Annotated in this window: 33 protein-coding genes; 6 read left to right on the top strand and 27 right to left on the bottom strand. The window is 69.3% G+C overall.

The features are described from left to right. The first annotated feature begins 36 nt into the window (after positions 1–36). The 3 genes from AW274_RS20630 (at position 37) to AW274_RS42670 (ending at position 1,059) form a co-directional block, all read left to right on the top strand. Positions 37–267, top strand: a complete 231-nt coding sequence (locus AW274_RS20630) for a hypothetical protein (protein WP_062435035.1) — start codon at positions 37–39, stop codon at positions 265–267. After that, positions 264–848 (top strand): NUDIX domain-containing protein, encoded by a 585-nt coding sequence (locus tag AW274_RS20625; RefSeq protein WP_062435032.1) that lies wholly within the window; start codon positions 264–266, stop codon positions 846–848. Before AW274_RS20630 ends, AW274_RS20625 begins: the two co-directional genes overlap by 4 nt. Positions 849–924: 76 nt before the next feature. Continuing rightward, positions 925–1,059: a hypothetical protein gene (locus tag AW274_RS42670; RefSeq protein ID WP_269750601.1), complete on the top strand. Its 135-nt coding sequence runs from the start codon at positions 925–927 to the stop codon at positions 1,057–1,059. Between the two features lie 495 nt (positions 1,060–1,554). Here AW274_RS42670 and AW274_RS40460 read toward each other — a convergent pair whose 3' ends face one another. After that, positions 1,555–1,698 (bottom strand): hypothetical protein, encoded by a 144-nt coding sequence (locus AW274_RS40460; RefSeq protein ID WP_157520572.1) that lies wholly within the window; start codon positions 1,696–1,698, stop codon positions 1,555–1,557. Positions 1,699–1,905: 207 nt separating this feature from the next. On the opposite strand from AW274_RS40460, the gene AW274_RS20620 reads away from it, so the two are divergent. Continuing rightward, on the top strand, positions 1,906–2,358 hold the full coding sequence (locus AW274_RS20620) for a Panacea domain-containing protein (protein ID WP_062435028.1): 453 nt from the start codon (positions 1,906–1,908) through the stop codon (positions 2,356–2,358). Between the two features lie 67 nt (positions 2,359–2,425). Here the strand turns inward: AW274_RS20620 and AW274_RS42665 are convergent, their stop codons facing one another. From AW274_RS42665 to AW274_RS20610, 3 genes are all read right to left on the bottom strand, one after another. Continuing rightward, positions 2,426–2,551, bottom strand: coding sequence for a hypothetical protein (locus AW274_RS42665; RefSeq protein ID WP_269750600.1), 126 nt, complete (start codon positions 2,549–2,551; stop codon positions 2,426–2,428). A 21-nt stretch (positions 2,552–2,572) separates the two neighbouring features. Beyond that, positions 2,573–3,214: an Rv1352/Rv1906c domain-containing protein gene (locus tag AW274_RS20615; RefSeq protein ID WP_062435025.1), complete on the bottom strand. Its 642-nt coding sequence runs from the start codon at positions 3,212–3,214 to the stop codon at positions 2,573–2,575. A gap of 97 nt (positions 3,215–3,311) precedes the next feature. Then, entirely contained in the window at positions 3,312–3,668 is a 357-nt protein-coding gene (locus AW274_RS20610) for a helix-turn-helix domain-containing protein (protein WP_062435021.1), read from the bottom strand. Between the two features lie 119 nt (positions 3,669–3,787). Here AW274_RS20610 and AW274_RS20605 point away from each other — a divergent pair, with 119 nt between their 5' ends. Together AW274_RS20605 and AW274_RS20600 are read left to right on the top strand one after the other, a co-directional pair. After that, positions 3,788–4,027, top strand: coding sequence for a hypothetical protein (locus AW274_RS20605; RefSeq protein ID WP_062435018.1), 240 nt, complete (start codon positions 3,788–3,790; stop codon positions 4,025–4,027). After that, entirely contained in the window at positions 4,024–4,515 is a 492-nt protein-coding gene (locus AW274_RS20600; RefSeq protein ID WP_062435015.1) for an endonuclease domain-containing protein, read from the top strand. Before AW274_RS20605 ends, AW274_RS20600 begins: the two co-directional genes overlap by 4 nt. A gap of 80 nt (positions 4,516–4,595) precedes the next feature. Here the strand turns inward: AW274_RS20600 and AW274_RS20595 are convergent, their stop codons facing one another. The 23 genes from AW274_RS20595 to AW274_RS40455 form a co-directional block, all read right to left on the bottom strand. Next, positions 4,596–4,832, bottom strand: a complete 237-nt coding sequence (locus AW274_RS20595) for a holin (RefSeq protein ID WP_062435012.1) — start codon at positions 4,830–4,832, stop codon at positions 4,596–4,598. 42 nt (positions 4,833–4,874) lie between these two features. Next, complete coding sequence (locus AW274_RS20590) at positions 4,875–6,272, bottom strand: hypothetical protein (RefSeq protein WP_062435009.1); 1,398 nt, start codon at positions 6,270–6,272, stop codon at positions 4,875–4,877. A 2-nt stretch (positions 6,273–6,274) separates the two neighbouring features. Beyond that, a complete protein-coding gene (locus tag AW274_RS20585; protein ID WP_063813519.1) occupies positions 6,275–7,009 on the bottom strand; it encodes a peptidoglycan-binding protein in 735 nt (244 codons plus the stop codon). A 108-nt stretch (positions 7,010–7,117) separates the two neighbouring features. Next, positions 7,118–7,414, bottom strand: a complete 297-nt coding sequence (locus tag AW274_RS20580; RefSeq protein ID WP_062435003.1) for a hypothetical protein — start codon at positions 7,412–7,414, stop codon at positions 7,118–7,120. A gap of 66 nt (positions 7,415–7,480) precedes the next feature. Further along, positions 7,481–10,345, bottom strand: a complete 2,865-nt coding sequence (locus AW274_RS20575; RefSeq protein WP_062435000.1) for a hypothetical protein — start codon at positions 10,343–10,345, stop codon at positions 7,481–7,483. Positions 10,346–10,358: 13 nt separating this feature from the next. Continuing rightward, positions 10,359–10,841 (bottom strand): hypothetical protein, encoded by a 483-nt coding sequence (locus tag AW274_RS20570; RefSeq protein ID WP_062434998.1) that lies wholly within the window; start codon positions 10,839–10,841, stop codon positions 10,359–10,361. Next, positions 10,841–11,836, bottom strand: coding sequence for a hypothetical protein (locus AW274_RS20565; RefSeq protein ID WP_062434996.1), 996 nt, complete (start codon positions 11,834–11,836; stop codon positions 10,841–10,843). The genes AW274_RS20570 and AW274_RS20565 overlap by 1 nt, the downstream gene beginning before the upstream one ends. Continuing rightward, a complete protein-coding gene (locus tag AW274_RS20560) occupies positions 11,836–12,255 on the bottom strand; it encodes a hypothetical protein (protein ID WP_062434994.1) in 420 nt (139 codons plus the stop codon). The genes AW274_RS20565 and AW274_RS20560 overlap by 1 nt, the downstream gene beginning before the upstream one ends. Further along, positions 12,252–15,032: a methyl-accepting chemotaxis protein gene (locus AW274_RS20555; protein ID WP_062434992.1), complete on the bottom strand. Its 2,781-nt coding sequence runs from the start codon at positions 15,030–15,032 to the stop codon at positions 12,252–12,254. The genes AW274_RS20560 and AW274_RS20555 overlap by 4 nt, the downstream gene beginning before the upstream one ends. Positions 15,033–15,201: 169 nt before the next feature. After that, a complete protein-coding gene (locus AW274_RS20550) occupies positions 15,202–15,579 on the bottom strand; it encodes a hypothetical protein (protein ID WP_157520570.1) in 378 nt (125 codons plus the stop codon). Continuing rightward, positions 15,579–15,989 (bottom strand): hypothetical protein, encoded by a 411-nt coding sequence (locus tag AW274_RS20545; RefSeq protein WP_198169338.1) that lies wholly within the window; start codon positions 15,987–15,989, stop codon positions 15,579–15,581. The genes AW274_RS20550 and AW274_RS20545 overlap by 1 nt, the downstream gene beginning before the upstream one ends. A gap of 15 nt (positions 15,990–16,004) precedes the next feature. Then, a complete protein-coding gene (locus AW274_RS20540; protein WP_062434988.1) occupies positions 16,005–16,415 on the bottom strand; it encodes a hypothetical protein in 411 nt (136 codons plus the stop codon). Next, positions 16,415–17,161 carry a hypothetical protein gene (locus AW274_RS20535; protein ID WP_062434986.1) on the bottom strand — a complete coding sequence of 249 codons (747 nt, stop codon included), beginning with the start codon at positions 17,159–17,161 and terminating at the stop codon, positions 16,415–16,417. The genes AW274_RS20540 and AW274_RS20535 overlap by 1 nt, the downstream gene beginning before the upstream one ends. Before the next feature lies 1 nt (position 17,162). After that, positions 17,163–17,624: a hypothetical protein gene (locus AW274_RS20530; RefSeq protein ID WP_062434983.1), complete on the bottom strand. Its 462-nt coding sequence runs from the start codon at positions 17,622–17,624 to the stop codon at positions 17,163–17,165. After that, positions 17,621–18,007 carry a hypothetical protein gene (locus AW274_RS20525; protein WP_062434980.1) on the bottom strand — a complete coding sequence of 129 codons (387 nt, stop codon included), beginning with the start codon at positions 18,005–18,007 and terminating at the stop codon, positions 17,621–17,623. The genes AW274_RS20530 and AW274_RS20525 overlap by 4 nt, the downstream gene beginning before the upstream one ends. Before the next feature lie 210 nt (positions 18,008–18,217). Next, positions 18,218–19,264 carry a hypothetical protein gene (locus AW274_RS20515; protein ID WP_062434976.1) on the bottom strand — a complete coding sequence of 349 codons (1,047 nt, stop codon included), beginning with the start codon at positions 19,262–19,264 and terminating at the stop codon, positions 18,218–18,220. A gap of 154 nt (positions 19,265–19,418) precedes the next feature. After that, complete coding sequence (locus AW274_RS39360; protein WP_198169337.1) at positions 19,419–19,787, bottom strand: SAP domain-containing protein; 369 nt, start codon at positions 19,785–19,787, stop codon at positions 19,419–19,421. Positions 19,788–19,887: 100 nt separating this feature from the next. Further along, entirely contained in the window at positions 19,888–20,358 is a 471-nt protein-coding gene (locus tag AW274_RS20505) for a hypothetical protein (protein WP_062434971.1), read from the bottom strand. Further along, positions 20,358–20,783 (bottom strand): hypothetical protein, encoded by a 426-nt coding sequence (locus AW274_RS20500; protein WP_157520567.1) that lies wholly within the window; start codon positions 20,781–20,783, stop codon positions 20,358–20,360. The genes AW274_RS20505 and AW274_RS20500 overlap by 1 nt, the downstream gene beginning before the upstream one ends. 24 nt (positions 20,784–20,807) lie before the next feature. Further along, on the bottom strand, positions 20,808–22,244 hold the full coding sequence (locus tag AW274_RS20495) for a phage major capsid protein (protein WP_062434967.1): 1,437 nt from the start codon (positions 22,242–22,244) through the stop codon (positions 20,808–20,810). Beyond that, on the bottom strand, positions 22,241–23,287 hold the full coding sequence (locus AW274_RS20490; RefSeq protein WP_062434966.1) for a head maturation protease, ClpP-related: 1,047 nt from the start codon (positions 23,285–23,287) through the stop codon (positions 22,241–22,243). The genes AW274_RS20495 and AW274_RS20490 overlap by 4 nt, the downstream gene beginning before the upstream one ends. Continuing rightward, positions 23,262–25,355, bottom strand: coding sequence for a phage portal protein (locus AW274_RS20485; protein ID WP_062434964.1), 2,094 nt, complete (start codon positions 25,353–25,355; stop codon positions 23,262–23,264). The genes AW274_RS20490 and AW274_RS20485 overlap by 26 nt, the downstream gene beginning before the upstream one ends. Next, entirely contained in the window at positions 25,352–25,507 is a 156-nt protein-coding gene (locus AW274_RS40455; RefSeq protein WP_157520564.1) for a hypothetical protein, read from the bottom strand. Before AW274_RS40455 ends, AW274_RS20485 begins: the two co-directional genes overlap by 4 nt. Between the last annotated feature and the right edge of the window lie 29 nt (positions 25,508–25,536).

Raw genomic sequence — 25,536 nt, 5'->3', positions numbered from 1 at the left:
CGCTCCACGCCATCCGGAACGAACCGAAGGAGCGTCATGGCGACGAACGAAGTCAGCGGCGACGACACCCCGATCATGGTCGGGCGCGTGCTGGACAAGTCGCGGCAGCAGATCGACAACGAGCGGCAGAAGCGCGAAGCCGAGAAGGCGGCCAGCGGCGGCACCGGCAAGGCGAAGAACGTCGTCACCGGCAACTCGACGGTCGGCCGTCAGGCTGACGAGATCCACGGCGGCGTCACCCAGACGTTCTTCGGGCGGCAGCGATGACCGGCCCGGAGGTGCTCGACGGCATCGACTGGCCCTCCCGCCAGGCCCGTGCCGCGATCCCCTACGAGGTGATCGACGGCCTGCCCGTCAACCCGGCCCGGCCCGACCTGCCCGAGGGGCGCGGCGACCTGTGGGTGTGGGGCGAGCAGCAGGCCGCCGACGCGCTCGTCATGGCGTGGGTCGACGGAGTTCGGCATGTGCTGCTGGTGCTGCGCGGCGACGGCCACGGCTGGGCGATCCCCGGCGGGATGCTCGACCCGGGCGAGACGCCCGAGGCGGCCGCCCGCCGAGAGCTGCTCGAAGAGACGGCGCTGGACCTGTCGGGGCATCCCTGCCAGGTCGACGAGCCGCAGTACATGGACGACCCGCGTGCCGGCCAGGCGGCGTGGGTCGTGTCGTCGCTGGCCGTGTTCGACCTCGGCGTCGTCGAGGAGCTGCCCGTGGTGACGGCGGGCGACGACGCCGCTGCGGTGGCGTGGGTGCCGGCCGACACGTTCGAGCAGCTGGTCGGCAAGCTCGCCGACGTGGGCGGGGTCGTGTTCCCGGCTCACGTCGCGACGCTGCGCTATCTGCTGGGCTGACGCTGCGGATCCTCGCCCGACCTGACCGGGCGGGGTGTCCGGGGCAGCCAGCCCCAGAACCCAGTAGGAGATCACGATGGGCAAGATCACCGACCTGCTCAAGAAGAAGACGCCTCCGCCGACGACCGTCACCCGGCCGTGCGGGTGCCAGACCGTCGATGGCCTGCCGTCGAAGCTCTGCCCGACGGACATGAAGGCGCTGGACCGATGAGCGGGAAGAAGGCCACCGCCAAGGCTGTGCGGACGGCGGCTCGCAGGACCGCCGACCGGAAGGCGGCGTCGGCGCCTCCCGCGCCGGCGCCTGAGGTGCGGGTCACCTGCAAGGGCTGTAACGGTGCCGGGTTGGTCAAGTCTGACCACAGCGGCAAGCCGGAGAACCGGCGCGTCTGCGGTCCGTGCAACGGTGCCGGCCAAGTGACGCGAGCCTGAATGGAATCGCGCTGAACCGCCCCGTCACCTGTTGGTGGCGGGGCGTTCCGCTGTCCGGGCGTCGCGGCGGGGCACGCTCGTGTAGTCGACGCCGGGCAGCTGTTCGATCTCGTCGGCGGGGATGGCGCGGACGTCGACGACGAACGGGTTGGCGGAGTGGATGAGGGTGACGTGGGGGTAGATGGCGTACCAGCCGTCGGGGCGGCGTTCCCAGGCGATGAGCCTGGGAACCCGCCGATCTTGCGTCGGGCCATGGGGCCGTCCATCGGCGGATCGCTCATGTGTTCGATAGTAGCCAGGCGGCCCACCACGGCGGCGGCGGGGGCTCCTCGTCCAGCGCGGCCAGGTAGGCGAGGCGCTCCCCGGGCGACATGTCGTCGAGCAGCTTGGCGGGTAGGGCGGCGAGCGGGTTGATGTCCATGCCTGTAGGAGGCGGCGGGGTGCCCGTTCAGATACATCGGGCGGGCCTGTGACGCCAGGAATCGCGGTGATTCCACAGGTCAGACGTGGTGTGGCAGAACGGTCGATAATATCAGCGCTCTCACTACAGCATGATCACTTGCCGACCCGGCCCAGGAATGACGAACGCCCCCCGCCTCGCCGCTCAAGTGGCCAGAGAATGACCTGCATGGCATCTGTCCTGGACGTAGCCGAATACATCCTGACCGGGCGCGGCCCGATGACCGTCATGAAGCTCCAGAAGCTCTGCTACTACGCCTACGGCCACCACCTGGCGTGGGAGGAGCGAGCCCTGTTCCCCGAGCGGTTCGAAGCCTGGGCCAACGGGCCCGTCTCGCCCGCCCTCTACAGCAAGCACCGGGGCCGCTTCGAAGTCGGACCCGGCGACATCCAGGGCAACCCCGACACGCTCGACGACGGCGAGCGCGAATCGGTCGATCTGGTGCTGGCCAGCTACGGCGGCTTCAGCGCCAACCAGCTCTCCCAGATGACCCACAACGAAGCCCCGTGGGTGTGGGCGCGTAGCCGCTCTAGCGTCTCTTCGATGGAGCGCAGCACGGAGGAACTCGCCGACTCCGACATCTTCGAGTACTTCGACGCGTTGACCGCGTCCAACCCTTAGGAAATCCCTAATAGTTCGCGAAGCTGTGCGCCAGTGCGCCCTCATGCGCCTGCGGCGGACTGACCGCTCAGGTTGGCCGGGCAACTATTTCCAAACTGGAAATAGTTGCCTCCTCGTCTTTATCGGTCGGGGCGTCCAGCTCCCACATCGGATCGTCCGATGAACCGATGATCTGCGCCAGCGCCCCCAACATAACTCAGATTATGTTGGAAGATCATCCGACCTTGATCCACGTCCCACACCGCCGCGACGTGAACCCCTCACCCTCCCGGACCGTCACCTTCACGCCCTTCGGCGCGTTCGTCACGAACTCGTTCGCGATCGTCTCCCCGCCCGGCGTCGACCGCTCCCAATAGCAGCGCGTCACCCGCCCGCCCGTCGTCTTGTACGTGCCGGCCGGGAAGTCCTCGCCTACCGTGTAGACGCCGTCGTCGAACGTCTCGCGCGCCTTCTTCATCGCCTGCTGCGCCTCACGCCACACCGGCAGGTACTGCGGGCACAGGTGGGTGATCGTCGCCTTCCACTCGTCGCCCTGGTTCTTGTCGGCGCCCGCCAGGATCGCCTCGACGGTGGGCGGCTGGCGGCACCAGTCGTAGCCCTGGTCGAGGTAGGCGGTGTCGCTGATGTCGCCGTATTCGGCGATGTAGTCGGCGAGGGCTTCACGGATGTCGGCGATGTAGCGGGCCTCGGACTTCGCGAAGGTCGGCCCGGGTGACGCGGTGGGCGTCGGCGTCGGCGTGGCCGAGCTGGTGGCCGCGATGGGTAACGCTGGCGGGTCGGCTGGTTGTGGGCTCTCGGCGGCGGGGGCGCATGCGGCAGCGGCGAGGAGGACCAGGGCGAGGGTGGTGGGGCGCATGGGGGCTCCGGCGGCGGGTGGTGTCAGGTCGCCGGTTAGACGCGCTACGTGGTGGTGTGGTGCACATGCGGGGAGTGATCACCCGTTGGGGTGCTGGTCAGGCGGCGATAGCTGCGCCGACCTGCGCGCCCAAGCGGTGGTAGCAGCGGGTGCCCTTCAGCCCCGCGTAGCATCCGCACCCCTCGGGGGTGACCGAGTAGTAGGTCTCGCCGTCGCTCGAGATGGCGACCCAGATGCCGGGCTTGCCGGTGGTGGAGAGGCCGTTCTGCTCGAGCAGCTCGCGGGCCTTCTCGATCTGGGCGGGCTTGTAGTCGTCGGCGACGTTCAGGGTGATGACCCAGCGGCCGTCGCGCTTGGTGGCGTTGAGCTTGCCTGCCTTGGCGCGGCGCTGGATGGTGCGGATGGAGACCCCGGCGGCCGAAGCTGCTTCGCGGGTGGTGACGGTGATCTCCATCTAATTTCGCTCCCTGTTTTGCGCTTTGCTGTTGCCCACCACGTTAGGCCTAACGCGTTGGGCAGTCAAGCACGTTAGGCCTAATAGACATGGCCTAACAGGAATGGCAAACTTGAGTCATGACCGAACCCATGACCGACGACGAGATCCGCGCCATCGCGACCGACTACGACGCCGCCCTTGAGCTCGCCATGAACCAGCGCGACCAGCGGCTCCGCGACGCCATCACCTCCGGGCGCAAACAGGCCGACCTCGTCCGCATCACCGGCATGAGCCGCGAGGCGATGCGACAGGCGCTCAACCCCGAGGCGCGCGAGGCGGTCAGGCAGGCCCGCGCCCAGCGGAGCAGCGGCCAGTGACCTTACGCGGGCACAAGGGGCCGACCTCGAAGACCTGCACCCATCGGAAGTACCAGCTCACCTGTGAGGACTACGACGCCTTGGTCGCCCACCACCACGGGCGATGCGGCGTCTGCGGGATCGCGGCCGACACCGCGCCGATGGGGCTCTTCATCGACCACGAGAGTGTCGTCGGCGACTGGGCCGTCCGGGGCCTGCTCTGCAACCGGTGCAACTCCAGCCTCCACCACATGAGCAGCCCAGAGGCTGCCGCCTACTTGGCCAGCCCGTGGTACCTGACCGCACTCCCCGCCAAGGGACTACGGCTGAAGGCAGAGTCGGAGCCACCCGACGGGGCCGTCGTCCACCTACCTGCGCAGAACCTGACGTGGGAGCGGACGGGACGGCACTGGCACTGCACCAACAATGCGAGGCGGCGGAACCCCTTGAGTTGGAGGGAGCTCAACCGGAGGTACGGCCCCTTCAACATCCGCGTCCTCTCGACGTAGCTGCACACGCGAGCGGCCCCGGTCCGCGCCGAGACCAGGGCCACCCACCACGTGCTGGCTCTCAGGACCAGCACGAACCACTACCGGCCGGTCGTGAACCCCGCCGTCTCCGGGTCGCCAGTCGAACCCGCCACCAGCGACTTCAACAGGCTGACGATCGCCGCCATACCCGCCACCGACCCGATCGCGCCCCAGTCCACATCCAGCACACCCAGGCCGTTCGCCGTCAGCAGCGCCAGCGACGCCGACGCCGCAGCGCCCACCGTCCGCTCGACCGCATCGACCCAGAACAGGCCAGACACCAGCTTCCTTGCCATTGCCCCTCCTTGGAGCAGCCCGCCGTGGACCGGCGGGGACGACTAAACCCGAGAGAACTGCACCCCGTCCAAGGACAACCACCCAGCCGACGTCACCGCCCGGCCGATCGTCACGTTGCCGGACGTGTCGATGAACCCGTGAATCGCCGTCGACTGCCCGTTCGCGAGCGAGATCCGGACCGTCTTCGACGGCCGGAACTGCGACGGCAGCACCGTCATCACGTCGTTCAACACGGTGTTCGTGACCGTGAAACGGCCCCTCATCTGCACCGTCTCATTCGCCGGGCCCACCAGCCGAACGGCGGGCTGCCACTCGGCGTGGTTGGCGTCGACGGCGGTGTAGTCCCCGTCATTCGAGGTCAGGACTGTCCACGCGCCGTTCGCGCCCTGGAAGCTCCCGGTGATGACGAGGTTCCCGTTCGGCTTCACGCAGGCCAGCACGGCCGCGTTCGTTCGGGTGTCGAGCACCTGCCAGATGTCGGCGGTCTGCCCCGACAGGCCGTACCAGCGGGCCGCAGCCTCGTCGATCTTCGCGGCCTCACCCCGGACCGACCCGTTCTCGTTCCACCAGGTCTTCTTGACCCCGTTGTTGAAGATCCGGAACAGGTCGGGGCTATCCGACGGGTCGGTCTCGTAGTTGACGTGCCACTCAGCGACCGGCGCGGCAGGCTCGACGCTGGCCGTGTACGCCTTCGGCAGATAAAGCGACGCCGCGTTCGCCCGATCCCCATGCGGGTCCGACGCACCCGCGTGCGCCGACACCTTCGCCGTCGCCCCGCTCGTCGTCTCCAAGGCCGCCGTGTTCGCGATCCCATGCACGTCAGTCGTGTCGCCGGCGTGGGCCGACACCGCCGACGCGGCCGTACCCGCAGGATCAGCGGACACATCCCCGGCATCGAGCTCGACCACACCCGTCTGCCCATTCACCGACGCAACCGCACCACCCTCACCCCCGCCCGCCGACGCGTCCACGTACGCCTTCGTCGCCGCGTGCAGGCTCTGCGTGGGCGGGCCGGACAGGGTGAGCGCGCCCGCCATCGTCCCGCCGGCCACCCGCAGATACCGCTGGTCGTACGTCTCCACGTCCTCCGGCTCGGCCACCGGGGCGAGGTCGGCTAGATCCACCGTGCTCGGCGACGCCGGCAGCTCGATCGAGTAGAACCGCGGCGCCTGGCCCGTGATCTCCTCCACCACCGCGTACGTCCACGGCGTCGGCTCCAGATCAGCGTCATCCGTAGCCGCCAGCACCACCGAGAACGCGCCCGAGGTGTTGAGCAGGGCGACGACCGGCGCCGGAGGCATCACCACCGGCGGGGTCGTGCCCGGCCCCGTCAGCGTCCTGCTCGGCGTAAAGGTGACCTTGCCTCGGCACGGCTGACCATCACCGCGGATGAACCGCCCCGAGACCGTGACCGACGAAACGCCGGCGGGCAGCGCCACGGCTACGCCACCCGCAGCAGCTTGGCCAGCGTCTTCGGGCCGACCTCGCCGTCTTCCTTGAGCCCGGCCGCGCGCTGGAACTCCTTCACCCGGGCCACGAACGGCGGCGAGTAGACGGTGTCATCGACACCCTCGGGGATCGCGTAGTCCCGGGCGGCCAGCAGGCCAGCCACGGTCTTCACGTCCCATCCCTTGGCGCCGGGCTTGATGAGGGGGAACGTCTTCACGAGGTCCTCCGTCCAGTTCGATGACGGCTTCGCCGCCGCAGCGGGCAGGTTGAGGTAGGCCGGGTAGCCGAACCCGGCGATCGTGGACATGGACCTCTCGCGGCGCATGACGGCGTTCAGCGTGTTGCCCTCGATGGTGACGATGGTCGAACCGCGCACGGCCTCGACGACGCCGACGTGGTCGATCGCGGGGATGTTCTTCGTGCCGGCCCAGTCGAAGAACACGACCGCGCCCACGCGCGGGACCAGGCCCCACTGGTCGCGGGCGGCGAACCAGGCAGCGTGGCCGGGCGTCCATGCCGAGTCGCCGACAACATCGGTGAGGCCGACCCGGGCCGCGCCCCACGAGATGAACATGTCGCACCAGGCCGCCCGCCGCCACACCGCGGGCTTGTTGTGGCGGTCGGACCACCACTCGGCGAACTTCGTTGAGCCGTCGGGGCGTTCGCGGTAGCCGAGCTCGCCGCGGAGCACGTCGAGGAGGGCTTGGTCAGCTCGTTTCTTCGCCATCGTCTTCCTCGATCACTGCGGAGCCGGGCGCCTGGGGGAGGTCGTCCTGGGGCGGGTCTTCGGGGGTGAGGCCGGCACCTTCGTAGGGGGTCGGCGGGAGGGGGTGGGTCATGCTGTGCCTCCGGCGGTGTCGATCTTTCGTTCTACGCGGGTGAGCCGGGTGGACACGGCCTCCACGGTCGTGGCGACCTGGGCTGACTCGGCTTCGAGGGCGGCGATCCGCTCGGGGAAGCCGGGGCGGGCGGGCACTCCGGGACGTGCTGGTTCGCCGTTCCAGTCGTCGAGGAAGTCCTGTATCCGTCGGATGATGCGCATGAGCCACGTCCCTCCTTTCCAGAGCAGGGCGATGGCGCCGCCGATGATGCCGACGACGACGAAGACGTCCACGAGTTCGATGCCGGTCATGGCTGGTGGGTCCCCCTTCAGCTGGCGCGGGTGGTGCTGGGTGGTCGGGCGGGGGCAGGGCCCGGGTCAGGGTGGTGCGGGGGAGAGTTCCCATATGACCACCCACTTTCTGAGGCCGTCGGAGAAGGCGTGGCCGATGGATTCGATGAAGAAGTCTTGGTCGACGCCGAGGCCGCTGTTGTAGTTGGCGATCAAGCGGATGCGGTCGCCGACGCGTCTGAGCTTGGCCTGGGCGCGGTAGGCGGCGCTCTTGGTGGCGATGAATGAGATGGCGACGATGGGCCGGTCGGTGGAGTGTCGGGTGAGGACGCGTCCGGCGTATTCGAGGGCGTCGGCGCTGTTGGCGAACAGGGCGCTGCTGGTGCGGTAGGAGCGGATGGAGCGGTGGCGTTCCTGGGATTCGACGTCGTCACTCTGGACGGAGATGTCGTCGCCGGGGGCGAGGACGATGCCGCTGACCTGGATGTTGGTGTGGGACTGGTAGTCGCCGCCGATCTCGTCGTCGTAGGCGATGGTGAAGGTGCCGTTCGTCCCGGCCGGGGTCTCGCCCGTGACGGGGATGGGTGCGGTCGAACCCCGGACCGCGATCGTGACAGACAATACAGAGTTGGCCACGGCGGCGCTGTTCACGCTGAACGTGCCCGGGTTTTCCGTCGTCGCCACACCGACCCGTGTCGCCGACGCGATCCATCCCAGAACAGACGACGGCTGGCGGGTGAACACGCCGTTCGAGTAGGACGAGGGGTAGCTGTTCAACACCGGTGTGCCCGAAAAAGCGAGGTTCGTGCTGCCCCCCACTGCGATGAACAGCGTGGGGACGGCCCCCCATGCCGGGCTGATCGCCGGAGGGTTCGGGTTGACCGCCTGGCTGAACAGGGTCGGCGTGCACTGGATGCCGTCGTCGATATCGCCGTACCAGTCGGTGATGTGATAGATGTGCGCGACTCCGTTGAGGTCGCCGCCGGGGGTTATCCCAAGGTCGAGAGTGTCGCCGGGTTCTTCTTCTCCATCGCATACCCGGGCGAAGATGCAGTAGATGTAAATCGGCAGCGCGTCGTCGCCCTCGGCGGATATGAGCTCCCAGCCTGATGGGGTGCTCCCGTCCCAGTTGCGCATCAGGGCGGCTACGAGGATCAGGTCTCCGGCGTCTGTGGCGTCGGGCAGTGGGACCTGAAATTCGGTGGCGAACGTGGTGGTAATTCCGGCGAGCGACACGCCGGATGGTGCGAGCGGTGCGGAGATGCTGCGGCTGTGGCCGGTCCACGCGGTCACCACGCCCTGGCCCCGGTAGGACGCGGCCAGCGTGACCGACTCGCCCTCAGCCAGGACGTACGGGCCGGGGTCGGTGTAGAGGACGGCCTCGTCCTCGATCGCGTACGGCGACACACCGGCCACGACCCGGTTGAAGACCTCGCGCCGCCAGTCCTGCGGCGTCACGTCGATGTAGCCGAACTGCGCCCCGGGCTCGTCGGAGAACGTCACCACGGCCGTCGAGGCGTCGCGGGCCGACCGGGACTCGAACGCGATCGGGCCCTCCGGCAACTCGTACAGGAACCCGAACTCCGCCTCCTCGATGGCCCTGGCCACGGCCCGCGCGGTGGTCGACCGCATCGCGAACGGGCCCGTCGTCACATCCCCGGGCGCGATCGGGCCGGGAGGGTGCAGCAGCAGACACTCCGCCAGCACCGCGCCCAGCAGCTGGCCCGTCTTCCGCCCCGTGATGCTCGTCGGCGGCGTCACCTGCAACGCGGCCATGTTCGCCAGCCACCCCTCACCCGACAGGGAGGCGACCCGCTGCGGGCCCGGCATCACCGACGGCACCACGTCGGCCACGTCCCCGGTCCACAGGATGCCGTCGACAGCGACAGGTAACCGGTCCCAGGCGTAGAAGTTGTCGAACACCGGACGAATGTCCGTGCTGCCCCAGCGGGCGTAGATGCCCGCCGTGGTCGAGCTGGTGTTCGGCGCGGTGGCGGTCAGGTAGGGGATGCCGTCCACGTAGGCTGTCACGCTGGTCGAGGAGAGCAGCACGCCGAGGGTGACGCCCGAGTAGACCTCGATCGAGACCGACCCTCGACCGTTCTCCACGCCGCTGACCACGTCGATCAACTGGAGCGACTTCGCCGACGCACTGATCACCGCGAGGCTGTAGTCGTTCGAGTCGACGTACCGGTAGCAGAGCCCCACCCGGTTCGTCAGCGACCCCAGACCCGCGATCAACGCCTGCAAGTAGTAATCCGCCGCGCCGATGTCCACCACCGCCAGATGCGGATCACCCTCACCCGTCGCGGCCGCCATCTCCGACGTGATCCGGAAGTCGTCCGAGAGCGGCTGCACCCACGTCGCGCCCTCCTCCTCGAACCCCAGACTCGTCGAGTCCGCACGCCGAAACCGATCCCGCGCCAACAGAGTCGAGTCCGGGCTGTCCGTCGCCTCCGACACGCGCAGCCGCAGCAGCCGGCCGGTGTGCAAGCTGAACGGGTCCTGGTTCAGCGGAGAGTCCTGCTGGAAGTAGTTGAACCAGTTCCCCGAGTTGTTCAACATCGCCCGCAGGCGGCCGGCCGACGCCGACCCGGTGAGCTGGGAGGGCCAGTCCCGACCGGTGAAGGTTTCGAGGGACTGTACGAGCGGGGTGATGTCCTCGACCGGCTGGTCGAAGTCGCCGTCGTTGTCGAAATCCCACGTCAACCTGACGTTGGAGGGGACCTGCGGACCGTGCTTGAAGCCAGGGTTCGCTGTGCCGCCGACGACGACGCCGCCAGAGCCGGTGATTGCCGCGACCCGGTGCGCTGCCGAGATCGTCGCCGACCCGCCGATGACCACGCCGCCGGAGCCGGTGATGGCCGCCAGCGGGGGCGGGACCGGCTCGGTCGGGGGGATCCACCGGCGGATGCGCCGGGCGATCGGGCGGCGGACGAACTGGTTCGGCATCGGTCAGCTCAGCTCAGCCTTCGTCGATCCACAGGGTGCCCGCGAACGTGAAGTCGTCGGCCGCCGTGGTCTGGAGACGAACCAGCAGCGCCTCGCCCTGGATGGCCTTGGGCTGGAGCCGGTCATCGGGGAACCACACCTCATACGGGCTGTTGCGGATGTTCCAGCCGAGCTCGTCGATGACCTCGGTGTCACCCGAGGTGGTGGCCACGGTGGCGTTGTTCGTCTCGCAGGAGAACCCCGGCGTCTGGTTGCTGCGGGAGACGTCCTCAGGCGCACCCGCCGAGCCGCCCGACCCGGAGGTGACGGTGGCGCGCATCCGCAGGATCGAGACGCGCAGCCCCTCCTCCATCGCGTCGCCGACCTCGGAGATCTGCCCGAGCCGGAAACCGAGGATCTTGCACGGGAGGTCGTCGCCGGGGAGGACCTCCCACAGGTCGGCGTTGCCGCCCGAGGCGGTCACGGTTCCGGTCCACGGGATCGCCCAGATGCCCATCAGCGGGGCCTTCCTTTCCAGATGCGTGCAGGTCGAGAGGTGAACATCGGGACCGCATTGGACCCGGCGTGAGTGATCGTCAGCTTCGGATCGTGCGTCGTCCCCGTGTCGTTCGCCGACGCGACCCCAATAGCCTCCGACGTGCCCGCCGACGGCGTGTTGTTGCCGCGATGCCGCGAGGAGCACAGCAGCATCGCGACCGTGCCCGTCTTCAGGTTCGTCGCGGACAGGAGCGCGGTCTCGCTGGTGAGCGTCTTGTACGCGCCGTCCGCGCCGATGCCGGAGGTGTTGATCGACGCCAGCAGGGTCAGGCTGCCGAGCGAGGCTCCGGCCACCCAGTCGGCCGTCGTCAGCCCGCCGGACGTCCACGCCGACTGGCGGGCCTCCAACGTGAAGTCGGTGGTCGACTCGTCGGAGAGCTGCCACAGCGCGAGCGCGATGGCGGTGACGTTGTCCGTGTCGGGGATCGCGGAGGTGTCGAAACTGAGGAAGCCCTCCGAGATGTAGTACTCGCCGCCGAATTCGCCTTGGCCGATGAACAGGTCGGTGTTGCTGGTCGTCGCGGCGAGGTTGCTCCCGGAGCGGGCGGTGGAGTAGGTGGCGTTGCTGGAGTCGATGGTGCCGTCGCCGGTGTCGGCGAACACCGTCGTGACGGTGCCGCGCGTCCGCCACCCGCGCGCGTTCGGGGTGCCGACCACGCTGTCCTCGACCACCCGATAGAACGCCTCAGCCGGGTCCTGTGCGCCCTCGTGGACGGTCGGCGGGTTGACGATCCGCCGGTGCGGGTCGATCCGCACCTCGCGCCCCGCACGGTCGAACTGACGCACCCACGCGTCCACGCCGACCACGTCACCGCCCGGCCCGTAGATCAGCTCAGGCTCGCGGTCCACCACCAGATGCCCGCCACCCAGCGGCCGGGCCAGGCGTTCACGACGGTCCCGCCGCCATGCCGACCTCGTGGCCTCCAGCACCTCTGCGGCGCGCCCGGCGCGCATCAGTCTTCCTCGTCGCGGAGGGTGAACCTGGGCGTGACCTGGATGTACTCGCCGTCGAACTCGATCCCAACCGGGTTGTTGAGGTACTCGAACCACTGCAACCGGCCGCCCGACGTACGGGTCACGTAGTAGCCGTAGACCGTCTCCGGAGCGCCCGTCGCCGTGCGCGGGAAGTTCTGCGTCGAGTAAGAGGCGGCGGCCGGATTCCCCGGCGTCGTCGTCCACGACCCGCCCGTCAACGCCTTCGCGCTGTACCCGGTGAACGTCGCCTCAGTGAAATCCGACTCATCCAACGCGTCGATCTGCGACTGCGTCAGCCCGGCCGCCGCGTCGTTCGTGAACAGGTGGACCGTGTAATTCACGGCCGCCAGGGCGTCGATCATGTCCTCTTCGCCCTGGTTGACGATGACGATCGTCACTGCAACACCCCTCCGAACCCGCCACGCACGATCTCGTTCCTGATGACCCCGACCAGGTCACGCTCAGCCCGGATGCTCCCCTGCACGTACACGTTGATCGTCAGCCCCACCGCATTGCCGCCACCCGTACCGCCGCCACCACCCCAACCGCCGCCCCCACCGCCGCCGCCGGAGCTGCCGCCCATCCCCGGATACGCGTACGCCCCCACGAACCCCCACGGATCCTCAACCGGCTGACCATTCGGGCCCAGCACCGGCAGCTGCGGCGCCGCCTTCCCATCCGGCCGGTTACGAGGGATCAGCAGGGTGTTGGTGTCCTCGAAGCCGACCGACGGCGTCGACGGATCCACACCCCCGCCGCCACCCGAACCGCCGCCCGGCCAGCCGCCACCGCCGCCACCGCCGCTCGAACCCGCGTAGTCGTTCGGCTTCACCACACTCAGCTCAACCCGAGGCACCGTCCCCGGCGGCACGCTGTTCCCGTACTCGTCGATCGCCAGCGCATCGCCGATCTGCACCCCAGGCCCCGGATTCCCCCACAGAGGCGGCGTCGGCACATACGCGCCATAGCCCGGATTCCCCCACGTCGACGGCACACCCGAACCGCTGTTACCGCCCGACGAGAAACCCCGGATGATCCCGTCGCCCTCGCTGAGCATCTGCTGCGTCTGGCCTGCCGGAATCACCGTCGACCCGTACGGCAACCGCACCAGCTCCGGGCCCGCCTCACCGACCAGCGCCAGCGCGCTACTCGGCCGGGCGAGCGACGCCCGCGTATTCCCCCCATCGGCGTACGCCGGCACATTGCCGCCGTGCGCCAGCGGATAGCCGCCGCCGTGTGAGGTGTTGATGTCGGCCCGCACCTGCCGGACGGTGACCGTCACCGTCTTGTCCCGCAGCGAGTCCAGCGCACGCTGAGCCGCCGCGACGGCCGCTTCGAGGGCCTTGATCTCGGCGTTGATCTTCGCGCGGCGCTCTTTGGTGAGGTTCGGATCATCCAACCGGGCCCGCGCGTCCGCCAGACGGTCCTTCAGCTGGTCAATGTCGCCCAGCACCTTGACGGTCTTGCCGTCGGGCAGGATCTGGATGGCCTTACCCATCTCGTCGATCGCGATAAACGAGTCGTTCGCCCCCGCGACGAGTTCAACCCCCAGCGACTGGGCCAGGCCCAGGATGAGGTTCCGGCCCTCCTCGCTGCCCCGCGCCAGCTCCACCAGCTTGGGCAGCTGATCCTCGAACGTCCGGCTGGTCTCCTCGGTCGACTCCGACAACGTCGACTCCGCGAGCGCCATCTCCCTCAAGATGTTGTTCTGGCTGAGCAGCGCCTGCTCCCGCTCCAGCAAGGACATGTTGCCTTCCTTCATGTCCTCCGCGAGCTCGGCCTGGGCCTCCTTCCACTTGATCGACGCCTCCAACGCCTTCGCCGCCGGGTCGTAATGCTCCTTGAACGCCGCCGTCACGTTCTCGATCGAGTCCGACAGCGCGTCAGCGCCCGTCGCCACCAGCCCGTAGCCGATCGCCAGCTCAGCGGCCTTACTCGCCGCCGCCTGCATCTCCGCGCCGGAGTTGTCGAGGTCGGCCATGAAACGCTCGGTGCTCTCCTCGGCCATACCCCACCCGGACGCCCAGGCGTTGCCGAGATCCTCGACGTCCCCCATGACCTCGTCCCAGGTGTCGGCCAAGCCGCCCATCGCCTCAGTGGTCCAGGAGAAGCCCTTCGTCATCCCCTCGAAGATCGACGCGAAGTCCTGCGCGTGATCCCGCGCCGTCTGCCCCAGAGAATTCAGGCCGTCGTTCAAGTTCCCGAAAATCTCATCGCCCCGGTCGCCCAGAGCATCCATGACCGCAGCAGCGCCATCGGACAACGGCGTGAGATCCATGTCGCCGATGGCGTCCATCCAGCTCTTCGCGAACCGTTCGACCGCCGGACCCAGAGTCGCAAAAGACGACTCAAGCTCCGGCTTCAGGCTGGCGAACGCCCGCTCAGCATGCGCCGGCAGCCGCGACATCGCCTCCTCGAACGGCCCATCGATATCCGCCAGCTCATCCGACAAATGGTCGCCCAGGTCACGCCACTGGCCCTTGACCTCCTCGCTCTTGAGCGCGCTCGTCGCACCCAGCTGCGCCAGCCCAGCACCGAAACCGAGCACGATCGTCGAGGCCGCGACCTGACCGATCGGCCCCGCCAGCAGAATCCCCGCCCCGATCGCCGCACCCGCGCCAGCACCAGCCATCCCCGCGTCAACCTCAAGCCGGTCGAACGCCCCCGACCACATGTCGATCAACCTGTCGGGGCCGCCGCCCGACCCGCCCGACCCGAGGCCGTCCCACAGGCTGTCGCCGATGTCCTTCCCCGCGCCCACGAACCGGCCCCGCGAGTCGCGAATCCGGCCCTCAGCCGCCGTCGTGAACCGCTCGCCCGCCTCGTCACCGGCCCGCTCGGCCGACTCAGCGAGGCCGTCGAACGCCGAGGTGTCCGCGTCGAACGTGAACGTGTGCGCCGACTTCAGCCGGGCCAGCGAACGCTCCAGTGCCGACCCCGCGCCGTCGACCCGGGCCGCGAACCGCTCGGCCTCATCCCCACCCTTGCGGAACGAGTCGCCGACGGCGCCGACGTCCCGCTCCGACGAGGACTTCATCCGGCCCGTCGACTGCGACACCGACGTCGACGTCTGCTCCATCGACCGCTTGAAGGTCTGGGCCCGCCCCTCCAGCGACGACCACAGCCGGTCGGTCTTATCGTCGCCGATCGCGACGATGCGGACCTCGTTCGACACGGTCACCTCCTACGCGGCGCGGGGGCGGGGGCAGGGCCTCCGCCGAGTTCTTCAATCGCGAGCAGCTGCATCAGGCCGGCGTCCTCGTCGAGGAGCTGCGACGGCAGCACCCCGAACTCCCGGCATCTGGCGAGCACCCAGCGGGCGTCGGCCAGCTCCCGGGGGACGGCTACAGCGGGGTCATGGGGATCGACCCCGGATCGATCGAGGGCGGCCCGCCACGCGGCGAGCTCGGCGACAAAGGGGCCTTCACCTCCGCCACCTCGTCCAGCCACGCCTTGTACAGCGCCTTCGTCGCAGCGATGTCCAGACGGCGCAGGCCCGCAGCCGTGGCCGGGACCGCCTTGCCCTTCTCGTCCTCGTAGTTCCACGAGACGAGCGCCGAGGTCAGCTCCTCAAGCGCTTCCTGGAGGTAGGGCCGCTCCGTTGCCTTGGGCTTGTCGAGGTAGTAGCCCGTCGAGATGCGCTTGCAGACGGCCTCGAAGCCGTGCAGCTCATGCTCGGGCGGGAAGGCGACGGTGACCGTCGCGGCGCGCTGAAATCCCATCAGGAAGCGCCCCACGTCGGCACAGCGCCGTCCGCCAGCACGCCCGGCGCGGTCCAGACGAGCGACCCGTCCGCGCCGCGGTTCAGCGAGTAGTCCGTGAACAGGCACTCGGCCGCGAGCGTCTGCCCGGACACGCCGATCGACACGCTCCGGTGCGCGGTCGTCGACGGGACGGTCCGCAGCACCGCGTGGCTCTTGTCGGCCTCGTCGTTGAAGACGCCGTTCAGCGTGATCGAGAAGTCGGCCAGCAGGAGGAGTCGCTCCATCGCGCTCTTGTCCAGACCCGTCACGTCCTGGACGGCGCGCGGGGTCGCCAACTGGAAGTTCGTGATGTCGTTGCGGATGTCCTTGGCGGAGCCGCCGCTGTCGTCGACAGAAAGCGTGGTCCACCCCAACCCGGACTCTTTCATGAGCCGCTCCTTTCGTTAGCCGCGCGCCTGGGCGTCACGGAGTCGCTGCTGGTTCAGCCCGAAGTCCTCGACCCAGTCAGCCGGCCGCGAATGCCGCCGCGGCTGGCCGAGCGCTGTGGTGAGGTCGCCGGGGCGGACGAAGTAGATCTCCGGCCGGGTGTGATGGTCGGCGAAGCACCGCTGGCCGGGCTCGAACCGGAACACCGTCAACCCCGCCGCCCGGGACTCGCGGAAGGTCCGGGCTGAGTAGGTCCTGATCCATGCCGCCTGTGAGGCACCGAGGGCCGTCTTCTCGTCGATGACGGACTCCCAGCCCTTTCGCCACGCCACACAGCCGACCTGCGGACACGCGGCTTTGACCAGCCGGTCGGCGGGCGCCGCGATGCCGAACGTCTGGTAGGCCCGAGGTGGCAGACCCTGGCGCATCAGAACCCCGGTTCGATCTCGTTACGGCAGATCAGGACGGCGAACGTGACGGCCGAGAACGTCCCGGTCGTGACGACCCGCAGATAGCGCTCCACCGCCAGATCGTTCGCTGTGGCGATCCGCTGCGACGTGACGCCGGTCGCCGCGGTGAACCCGCCGCCGACGACGTCAGTCCACGCGTCGGCGCCGCCGTTGTCGGAGGACTGTTGCAGCTTCACCGTGACCGACGTCCCGGTGAAGGAGAAGACGTGCAGGTAGGCGGACAGTCCGTGAGCGGATGAGGCGCTGTCGTCGATGCTCGCGCCGTTCGTCGCCGTCGTGTCCGACCGGACGCCCGCCGTGCCTTGCCGACCCCACTCCAGGCCCCACCCGCCGGCCGACTGCGCGGAGATGGCGAACGTGATCGAGCCATCCTGCCCGCGCGTCGGGTCATAGTTGACCTGCTTGGCGACAAGCCCGGCGCCGGGGCTACCGAGGCCGGTGCCTCGGCAGTAAGAGAGGAGCTGGTTGCCGGTCGGCAGCAGGGACAGGCGCTCGTGGGCGCGGCCCTCGTCGGGGTTGAAGAACCCGTTGTACTCGATCGCGCCGTCGATCAGGCCGCCGATGCGCTCCTGGCCGGACTTGTCGATGCCGGTCACGATGAGGGGCGTCGGGCCGCCGCCGATGCGGCCGATGGAGCCGATGTCGCCGCTGTAGTTGTAGCCGCTGACGTAAAGGTTGTCGCCGAGGCCGCTCTGCTTGCCCACGTCAGGCCTCCTGTGTCCACACGTCGTTGAAAACCAGCGGGATGACGATCGAGGCGATCCGCGACTTCTCGCCGTTCGGCTGCGGGAGATAGCCCAGCTCGGACTCCATCGCGATGCCGTGCGCGGCCAGAAGGTCGATGTTCGACACCGTGCCGCCGAGGTTGTAGTCGCCCGTCAGGCGGCCGATCAGGTCGGCGCACGCGTTGCCGACGAGCAGGTCGATGTCATCGGCCGGGGCTTGGATCGTTGAGGTGTAGATCCGCGCGAACATCAGCACCCGCGCCGAGGTCACGTTGAGGCCGGAGGCCTTGGCGATGGGCTTGATGTGGTGCGCCCACACGCCGATCGTCAGCCCTGTGCGTGGCGCGCTGATGGGTTCGTGGCCGAGGACGCCGTCGTATAGGCCGGATTGGGCGGCGTGGTCGAGGATGACCTGGCGTGCGGCCTTGATGTCGAGGTTCATTGCATCCTCGCCAGGTAGGGCACGAGGGTGCGCTCGGCGATCGGTCCGGCGACGCGGTCGAGGGCGACGGCGGCGTCGCGGAAGCTGTGGTAGCCGGGGAACTGGTGCCGCCGGTCGCGGCGTTCGGGCACGCCCTCCAGCCAGAAGCTGTAGATGATGTCCTGGTCCCAGACCATGACTCCGCCGCCGCCGCGCTCGGTCGTGACGTGGTCCTGGTAGTTGCCAGTGGGGTTGCGCAGGTTGGCGTCGAGCTCGCGGTGGACCTCGGTCTCGCCCTGCTGGGCGACGTCCCATTCGGCGGCGCGCAGGAAGTCGTGGACGGCCTGGCGGGCGCGGCCGTCGAACGCGGGGCCGCTGATCTCGACGTGAAACCTAACGTCCATCCGGCACCGCCTCGGACTGCCGGAGAACGAGGCCGGTGGCCCGCTCCATGCACGGCGTCGCTGCGTCCCGAACCCGCTCGGGCGGCCCGCTGATCGTGAGGCCGCAGCTGCACACGAAGGTCGACGTGGCGATGGGTTCGCGGACAACCCATTCAGCTCCGTCCGGGGTGACGTCCTTCGTCAGCCGGATCTCCTGGAACGACTCGCAGCTCATATGGCCCTCGCCCTCAGCCGCCGGCCGTGAGCCCGGATGCAGTCCTCGCGCAGCTTGGCGAGGCCCCGGCCGCCGTACTCCTTGGCGTTCTCCCCGGAGCCACTGGTGCGTGCGTAGCCGCTGGACTCCTGGAGCAGCTGGTTGACCGCGCCCGCGAGCGACAGGTCCCGAACCAGCGGAGGCGGCGTATGCCGGGCGATCGGCGTAGCCGACGCATGTGTGGCGGCGGTGGTGCCGAGAACCCCGCGGGCGACGGTGAGGGAGCGGGGGGCGTAGATGTCGGCCGTGGAGTGCGCGGCCAGCACGCTGCCGTCGAACGCCCGCTTCACCACGAGGTTGTCCCCGGCGACGTCGAGCACCATCATCCGCTCGGCGTCGATCAGCAGCACCTCGCCGGGCGCGAACACGGCGCCGTCGGCGACGGCGAACATCGTGTCCGCCGCCGAGGCGGTGAGCGCGGTGCCGAGGTCCTGCCCGGTGTCCGCCAGCCGCCGATCCGTGACGATCATCCGCTCGTCGTCGACACGCAGCAGATCACCCACACCGACGCCGCTGCCGTTGGCCACGGTGATCTGCGTCCCATCGGTCGTAGCCACCGCGCCGGCCAGAGACCCGGCCAGCACGGCCGCCGACCACGAACCCCAGGTGCCGTCGATCAAGATGGCCCGCTGGTGGGTGGAGCCCGCCGACCAGGCCCCGCCCTGCGACAGGTCGATCTCGATGTGCGTTGCCGGGCCTTCGCGCCCGTCGCTGCGGCGCAGCAGGTATTCGGATGGGGCCAGGGTGACGCCGCCGGACGTGATGGAGTGCGCTTCGAGTAGTTCGTTGCCGTCGAGCCAGAGCCGCCACGACCGGCTGTAGGGCTGCGGCCAGTCGAACGCCCGCACCTCACGCAACGGGTAGAACCGGCGGTGGCACAGCGCCTCGACCGTGCGCGAGGACGTCTCGATGGCGCGGCCGACCTGGGCGTTGGCCTGGGCCGTCTCCTTGATGTCGGGGGCGGCCACCACCGCCTCCCGGGTCACGTACCACACCTCGGTCATGACGCCCGCCAGCCGTCGAACGAGCAGCCCAACACACCAGCGCCGTTGGAGACGAGCGGCTCCCCGTCATTCGGGCACGCCACCGGAGGCGCCGACCGCTCCGCCTCACGGACCGCCGACGCCTCACGCGCGATGTCGGAGAGCTGCTCCCAGCTCACGCGCCGGCCTCTCCGAGGTCGTCCTCTTCGAGACGCTCGATGAGGTCCCGCTTGTTGCCCGACGTCGGCAGCCCGCGCTCCTTCAGCTCCGCCTGGAGCTGGGCCACCGTCATGTCCGTGTAGTCCGGGGCGGGCAGGCCAGACACCTCGACCGACGTCTCCGCGCCCTCGGAATCGCCCGGGACGTGCAGCGTCGGGCCGGGATCCCAGTCCACCGGCGTGGCCACGGTCTCGGACACCGCCGCGTCGGCGTCGGGCACTCCTAGGTCCGGCCACGGGTCACGCGTCGTCGTGTCCGACCACGCCCCGCTGATCCCCTGCGGACCCGCGATCGACGGCCCACCATGACGTGTGATCTTCGGCATCCCGCCGTCCTCCTCGCACTCCGTCGATGAACAGTGGGGGCACGCCGGGAGCCCCACCGCATAGGCGGTGGAGCACCCCCGGCAGCGCCACAACGACACGTCAGGCCGCCGCCACGGACGCGCCATCGGAGATCGGCACGTACAGGCACCGCCACAGCACCGTGCCGGCGTCCGCCGCCGTCCCCTTGTGGTTGATCACACCCGGCTGGAAGAACGCCTCCTGCGGCCTCGGCGCATACGCCGTCCCCGGCACCGTCGTCCCCGACGACACCAGCAGCGTCGTGATCGCCGCACCCAGGTAGGAGTAGACCGTCCCCACCTCATCCGAGGTCACGACCGTCGCCGCGCAGATGTCCACCGCCGCGCCGATCGTCGGATCGTGCGTGAGGTTCAGGCTCGTCGTGGTGCCGTCGAACGCGGTCGTGACCACGCCGACGATCGCCCGCACGAGCACGAGACCCGACACCGTGAAAATCGGCGTGCTGCCGTTGACCGTGGCACCCGACGACTTCTCGACCTTGATGCCGAGCGTGACCGCCCGGACCTCATCACCCTTGATGATCGTCGACATCAGACCACGCTCCGGGCCAGCAGCTCCGGCTTCCGCTGCGTGTTCAGGTCGTGGATGATCGCGATGACCGGGTTGCCGCCGTCGTTGGTCAGCTCGACGCAGTTGAACCCGTCGGACAGCTGACTCGCGGACACGTAGATCGCGATCGCGTCGTTGGCGGTGTCGTCCGCCAGGTCGAACGTCGCCGCCGCGTTCTGCGTGACCTTCGTCCACACGCCGCCGACGCCCGGGCCCTTGTACACCTTCGAGATCACCGCGAGGTTCTGCTCCGACAGGCCGTCGGCGCTCTCCTTCAGGGTGACGATCTGCGAGCCGTCATCCTCAAAGCAGATGAACGTCACGCCACCGGCGTTCTTCAGCGGGATGTGAACCCCGTTTGCCTGCGGGACGACGTTGAACAGCCGCCCCAGCCCTTCCATTGCCATGGCTCTCCTTCTCGGGGGCGAGGGTTAGCGGGCCGCGATCTTCACGAACGGGGACAGGGTGTTGCTGCCGGTCTTCGGCGTTACCGCCGACTTGATCCACGGGGTGCCGTCCACCCGCTCGATCACGCGCAGCGCCGTCTTGTCGTTGCCGAACTTGAAGTGCGCCGACGTCTCCGACTGCATCGTTTGCCGGTCGCCGATCAGGTAGTAGCCGAAGTCGACGAGGTTGATGTCGCCGGCGTCGCCGACGGTGGAGACCTTCTCGGTGAAGATGACCGGCCGGCCCAGGATCCGCATCGGGGGTGCGGCCTCGCCGCCGCCGTCGCCGATCCACACCGCCGAGCCGCCGGTGCCGACAGACAGGGCCATGGTGGCGAGCTCGGGGAAGGTGTCGAGGTTGGCGACCCACACGGCGCGGCTCATCGAGCTGGGCAGCATGCGGGCGTACATCTTGACCAGGTTCTCCCACACGATCGTGTCGGCGGCCTGGCCCGCTTCCTTGGCGACCGAGACGGCGGCGGGGGCGTTGAGGTAGCCCAGCGGCTGGCCGACACCGTTGCCGGAGGTGAACGCGACGTCCTCGAACCAGGCCAGCGCCTCGGGGTAGGACTCGTTCATGAACTGGATCAGCGTGATGAGCGAGTCCTGGAACAGCTCGTTGGGGACCTCGCTGTAGAGGGTGAGCTTCTTGGCGAGCAGCTCGACGCGGCCGAACGACGGCGAGGAGTCGGTCAGCGCGCCGCCCTCTTCGGTCCAGTAGCCGAGGACTCCGCCGTAGACGCTGCTCGCGTTCGACGTGGAGTCGATCATCGGGTAGGGGACGGTCAGGCTCTCCATGGGGACGACGCGGGCGCGGGACCGCACCACGGCCATCTCCAGCGCGACGCGCAGCAGTTCGGCCCGGAGCGTCTCGGGGATGAGGAACCCGCCGTCGGAGGGGACTGAGGACCCGAACGCGTTCTGGATCCGCTGGATCTTGTCCTGGGCTTCCATCGCGGCCGCGCCCTTGGCGCCGTCCCACGTCGCGGACAGGTAGCCGCCCCAGTCGGCGAACTCGGCGTCGAGCTTGGCCCCGGGTGCCTTCGGGTTGTAGTGCTTGGACCTGGCGGCAGGTCTGCCGGTGGGGTCGAGGTTGAGCCGGTTGATGTTGTTGATCTGGTCGCCGCGCAGGGCCCCGCCGAACGCGCGCTGCACCTGCTCGGTGATCTGCTGCTCGATGCTCTCATCGCTGCGCGCCTGGTCCTGCGCGTAGGCGAGGACGAAGTCCTTGAGGCTGTCGCGGCTGGCGGCGATCTGCTTGAGGCTGGCGGTGTCGCCGAGCGCCTCTTCGAGCTCGTCGGCGTTCTTCGGGCGCGGCAGTGCACCGGCACGGTTCATCACCTTGCCGACGCGGTGGAGCGGGATGCCGAGGCTGGCCAGGCGGTGGCGCTGCCCCGGGGTGAGCGTGGTCGGACGGGTCACAGCAGTGCCTCCGTGAGGTCAGCCCATGTCGGGGCGTCGGTGAGCAGACCGGCCGTCAGCGCGGCCCAGTCGTCGTGGTCGGCCAGCAGGCCAGCTGTTGCGGTGGCCCAGGCGTCCGGCGCGGCTGCCTCGGCGGAGGGCTCGACGCCCTCGGGTTCTTGGGGTTCGGCCGGGGTCTCCTCGACCTCGACCGGCGGCTCCTCGACGGGCTCCTCGACGGCGGGCGGTTCGGTGGCGGCCTCGGCACCCTCTTCGACCTCGGCCGCCACCTCCTCAACCGCCGGACCTGGGAGAACAGCGGGAGCCTCAGGAGCCTCCGGCTCAGCCGGGGCGGTCGTGTTGAGCACCAGGCCGGCCAGCTCAGCGCGGGCGGCCGGGGCGTAACGGGCGGCGGCCGAACGGCGCACGCGCTCCTCCGGCTCCTCCTCGGCCTCGTCGTCGTCCTCGTCGAGGCCGTCGGCGAGTCCGGACGCGACCGCATCCGGGCCGTTGTGGTACCAGGTTTCGGCGCGCATCAGGGCCCGCCACTCCTCGGCGGTGCCGCCCGCGCGACGTGCGTAGATGTCGGCGATGTTGTCGGAGGCACCATTGAGGAGCTCGACCATCTCGGCCATGTCCTCGGCGTTGCCGATGCACATCCCGGACGCGTCATGGATCATGATCACGGCGTTCGGGGAGATCAGCACCCGATCCCCGGCCTGCGCGATGAAGCTGGCGGCCGAGGCGGCGATGCCGTCGATGTACACGGTCACGTTCGCCGGGTGCTTGCGGATCGTGTTGTAGATCGCCAGACCCTCGAAGACATCCCCGCCAGGCGAGTTGATGTGCAGGTCGATGTTCGGCGCCGCGATGGACGCGAGCTCGCGGGCGAAGTCGGCGGCGGTGACGCCCCAATACCCGATCTCGTCGAAGATGTAGATCGCCGTCGTGTCGGGGGCGACGAGGTTCTCGATGCGGAACCAGGTCTGCGGCTGCTCGACGGGGGTAGGGGCCGTGCGGATGGCGGCCCGGGCCGTTCTACGTGCCTGACGCCTGCCGCGCACTACGCGCCTCCCACCGTGGCTCTACGTTGCCGCGGCAGTGAAGCTCGCCGAGGCAGTGAACGTAGCCACCCGTGGGGTAGGCCTTCCTCGCAGTCTCTATATCAGGGAACTGCGTTCCGTCAATCGTGCCACATGGTTTGCACGTTGAGCGATCATCCTCTTCGACTGCTTCGAGGTGATCCCAATCCATCCGGGCGAGGATCTCCCACCGCGCTTCGCCCTCCGCCTGCCACAGCGCCCACCCGAGGTAGCGGCGCCGCTCCGCCGGAGACATGCCTGCGAGCTTGGCGTCGACCTCTGCGGCGACGTCAGCGCCGGATTCGCCCTGTCCCCAGTACCACCACGCCAGCCGGGCAGCGGCAGCAGCGAGCGAGGACGCGAGCAGCAGGACCAGCAGCAGCGCGGCAGCGGCCAGCGCGGCGAGCAGCTCCTCACCGCCGTCCTCCTCGGGGTCGATCGGCTCGACCTCCTCGCCGGCCTCGGCCGCCATGTCGGCCATCCGCTGCTGCGCGGCCTTCGCCTGCTCGACCATCGCCGCGAGCAGCGCCGCGTGGGCGTCATCGGTCGGGACGGTCAGGGTGGCGAGCGCCTCGGGGTCTCCGCCGTCGACGATCTCCTCGATCTGCTCACGCAGGGCTTCACGCTGCGCGGCGGTGATGTCCTCCCAGTCGGCGAGCAGCTCGTCGAGGAGGTCCTTCCAGTCCGCTCGGGCCTCCTCCTGTTCGTCATCGGACGCGGCAGCGCGCGGCCGGCGCGGGCTGCGCGTGAGGCGGGCGCGGGCGCGGGCAAGGACGTTCTCCGGCGTCTCGGGCACGACACCCGGGCCGGGCAGCCCCTGGCCAGGGATGCCAACGACCGGCCGCGGCGTGTGGCCCATCTGCGGGAGCCCGACCACGTCGAGCACGTCGGCCGCCTCGAACCCTGCGGCCACCAACGTGGCGGCGGCGCCGGCCTTCGTGGTCAGCTCGGCGTTCCGGGCCTCGGCGTCCGGCGGCACGGGGTTCTCATAGTCGAACTCCAGGTCGCGGGCGCTCGCGCCGAAGAGGGGCAGGAAGTCGTTGTTGAGCGCGCCCTTGATGCGCTCCAGTCGGGGTACGGTCAGCATCTCCGCGAACCACGCCTTGCTGGCCTCGGCCGTGGCGCGGTTGACGTCGTCGACGTCGCCGAGCGCGAACTTCGGCATCCCGAACGCCTCGCGGATCACGTCCCGGGAGACGCTCCGTAGTTCGGCGAACTGCATGTCGGCCATGCTGTAGGAGCGGTCGACCCACTTGGCGCCGTTCTCCAGGATGGCGACGCGCCACGCGTTCGACAGCCCTTGGTGGGACTCGCGCCACCGTTCGACCATCTCGTTGTACTCGTCGTCGACGAGCTGCGTGTCGATCTGGATGAGGCCGCCGGGCAGCGCCGAGTTGCGGAAGAAGTTCCGGTTCCAGGTGGCGGCGGCCTGGTAGGAGTCGAGGTCGGTGAGGATCGTTTGCACCGGCCCGAGCCCGCGGTAGGGGTCCATGGGGTTGGGCATGCGGAGCTGGATGACGTTCTTGACGTCGAGGGTGATCTTCTGTCCGTCGGGGGTGGAGTACTCCCACTCCTTGAGGAACGTCTTCGGGTCGGGGACCGGCGTCATCCGGTCGGGGCGGACGGGCCACAGCTCCATCGGCAGGGTGGCGACGCGCGGGTCGTAGGCGACGACCCAGTAGCCCTCGCCGGTGAGGTCGACGTGCTGCTGTGTGGCCTCGACGTTCTCCTGGCGGGTCATGAACGGGTTGGGCTTGTTCCAGATGTCGAGCGCCAGGTGGGATGTGATCTCGACGCGGTCTTCCTTGAGGCCGCTCTTGGCCTTGCGCCACAGCTTCCAGTCGACCTGGGCGGTCGCGTTCGAGGTGCGGGTGACGATCGAGAACAGGGTTCCGACCGCGCCGAACGCGTCCATCTGGGTGGCCGGGGAGACGGCAGCGGCGCCGAGGAGACCGCCCAGGCCTCGTGCGCCGGCCCGGCTGACGTACGGCACCGGGGCCTGGTTGGCGACGGCAGGGGCGAGGGGGTTGCGGAGGGACAGGCCGCTCATCGCGACGCCCACTCGGTGTAGAGGCAGGCGAGGCCGGTGGCGGCGAGGCCCGCGATGGTGTTCCACGTCCAGGCGGCGGCCACCAGGCAGCCGAGACCGGCGAGCACGAGGACCGCGCCGGGCTTGATGAGGTCGAAGATCGATCGCTTCACGTGTGGGGCTCCCTGTGTACGCTGCGAGG

The sequence above is a fragment of the Herbidospora daliensis genome (assembly GCF_001570585.1).
In the GTDB taxonomy this organism is placed as follows: Bacteria; Actinomycetota; Actinomycetes; order Streptosporangiales; family Streptosporangiaceae; genus Herbidospora; species Herbidospora daliensis.
The sequence above is the reverse complement of the archived record's forward strand: the minus strand, read 5'-3'. Positions and strand labels throughout refer to the sequence as shown.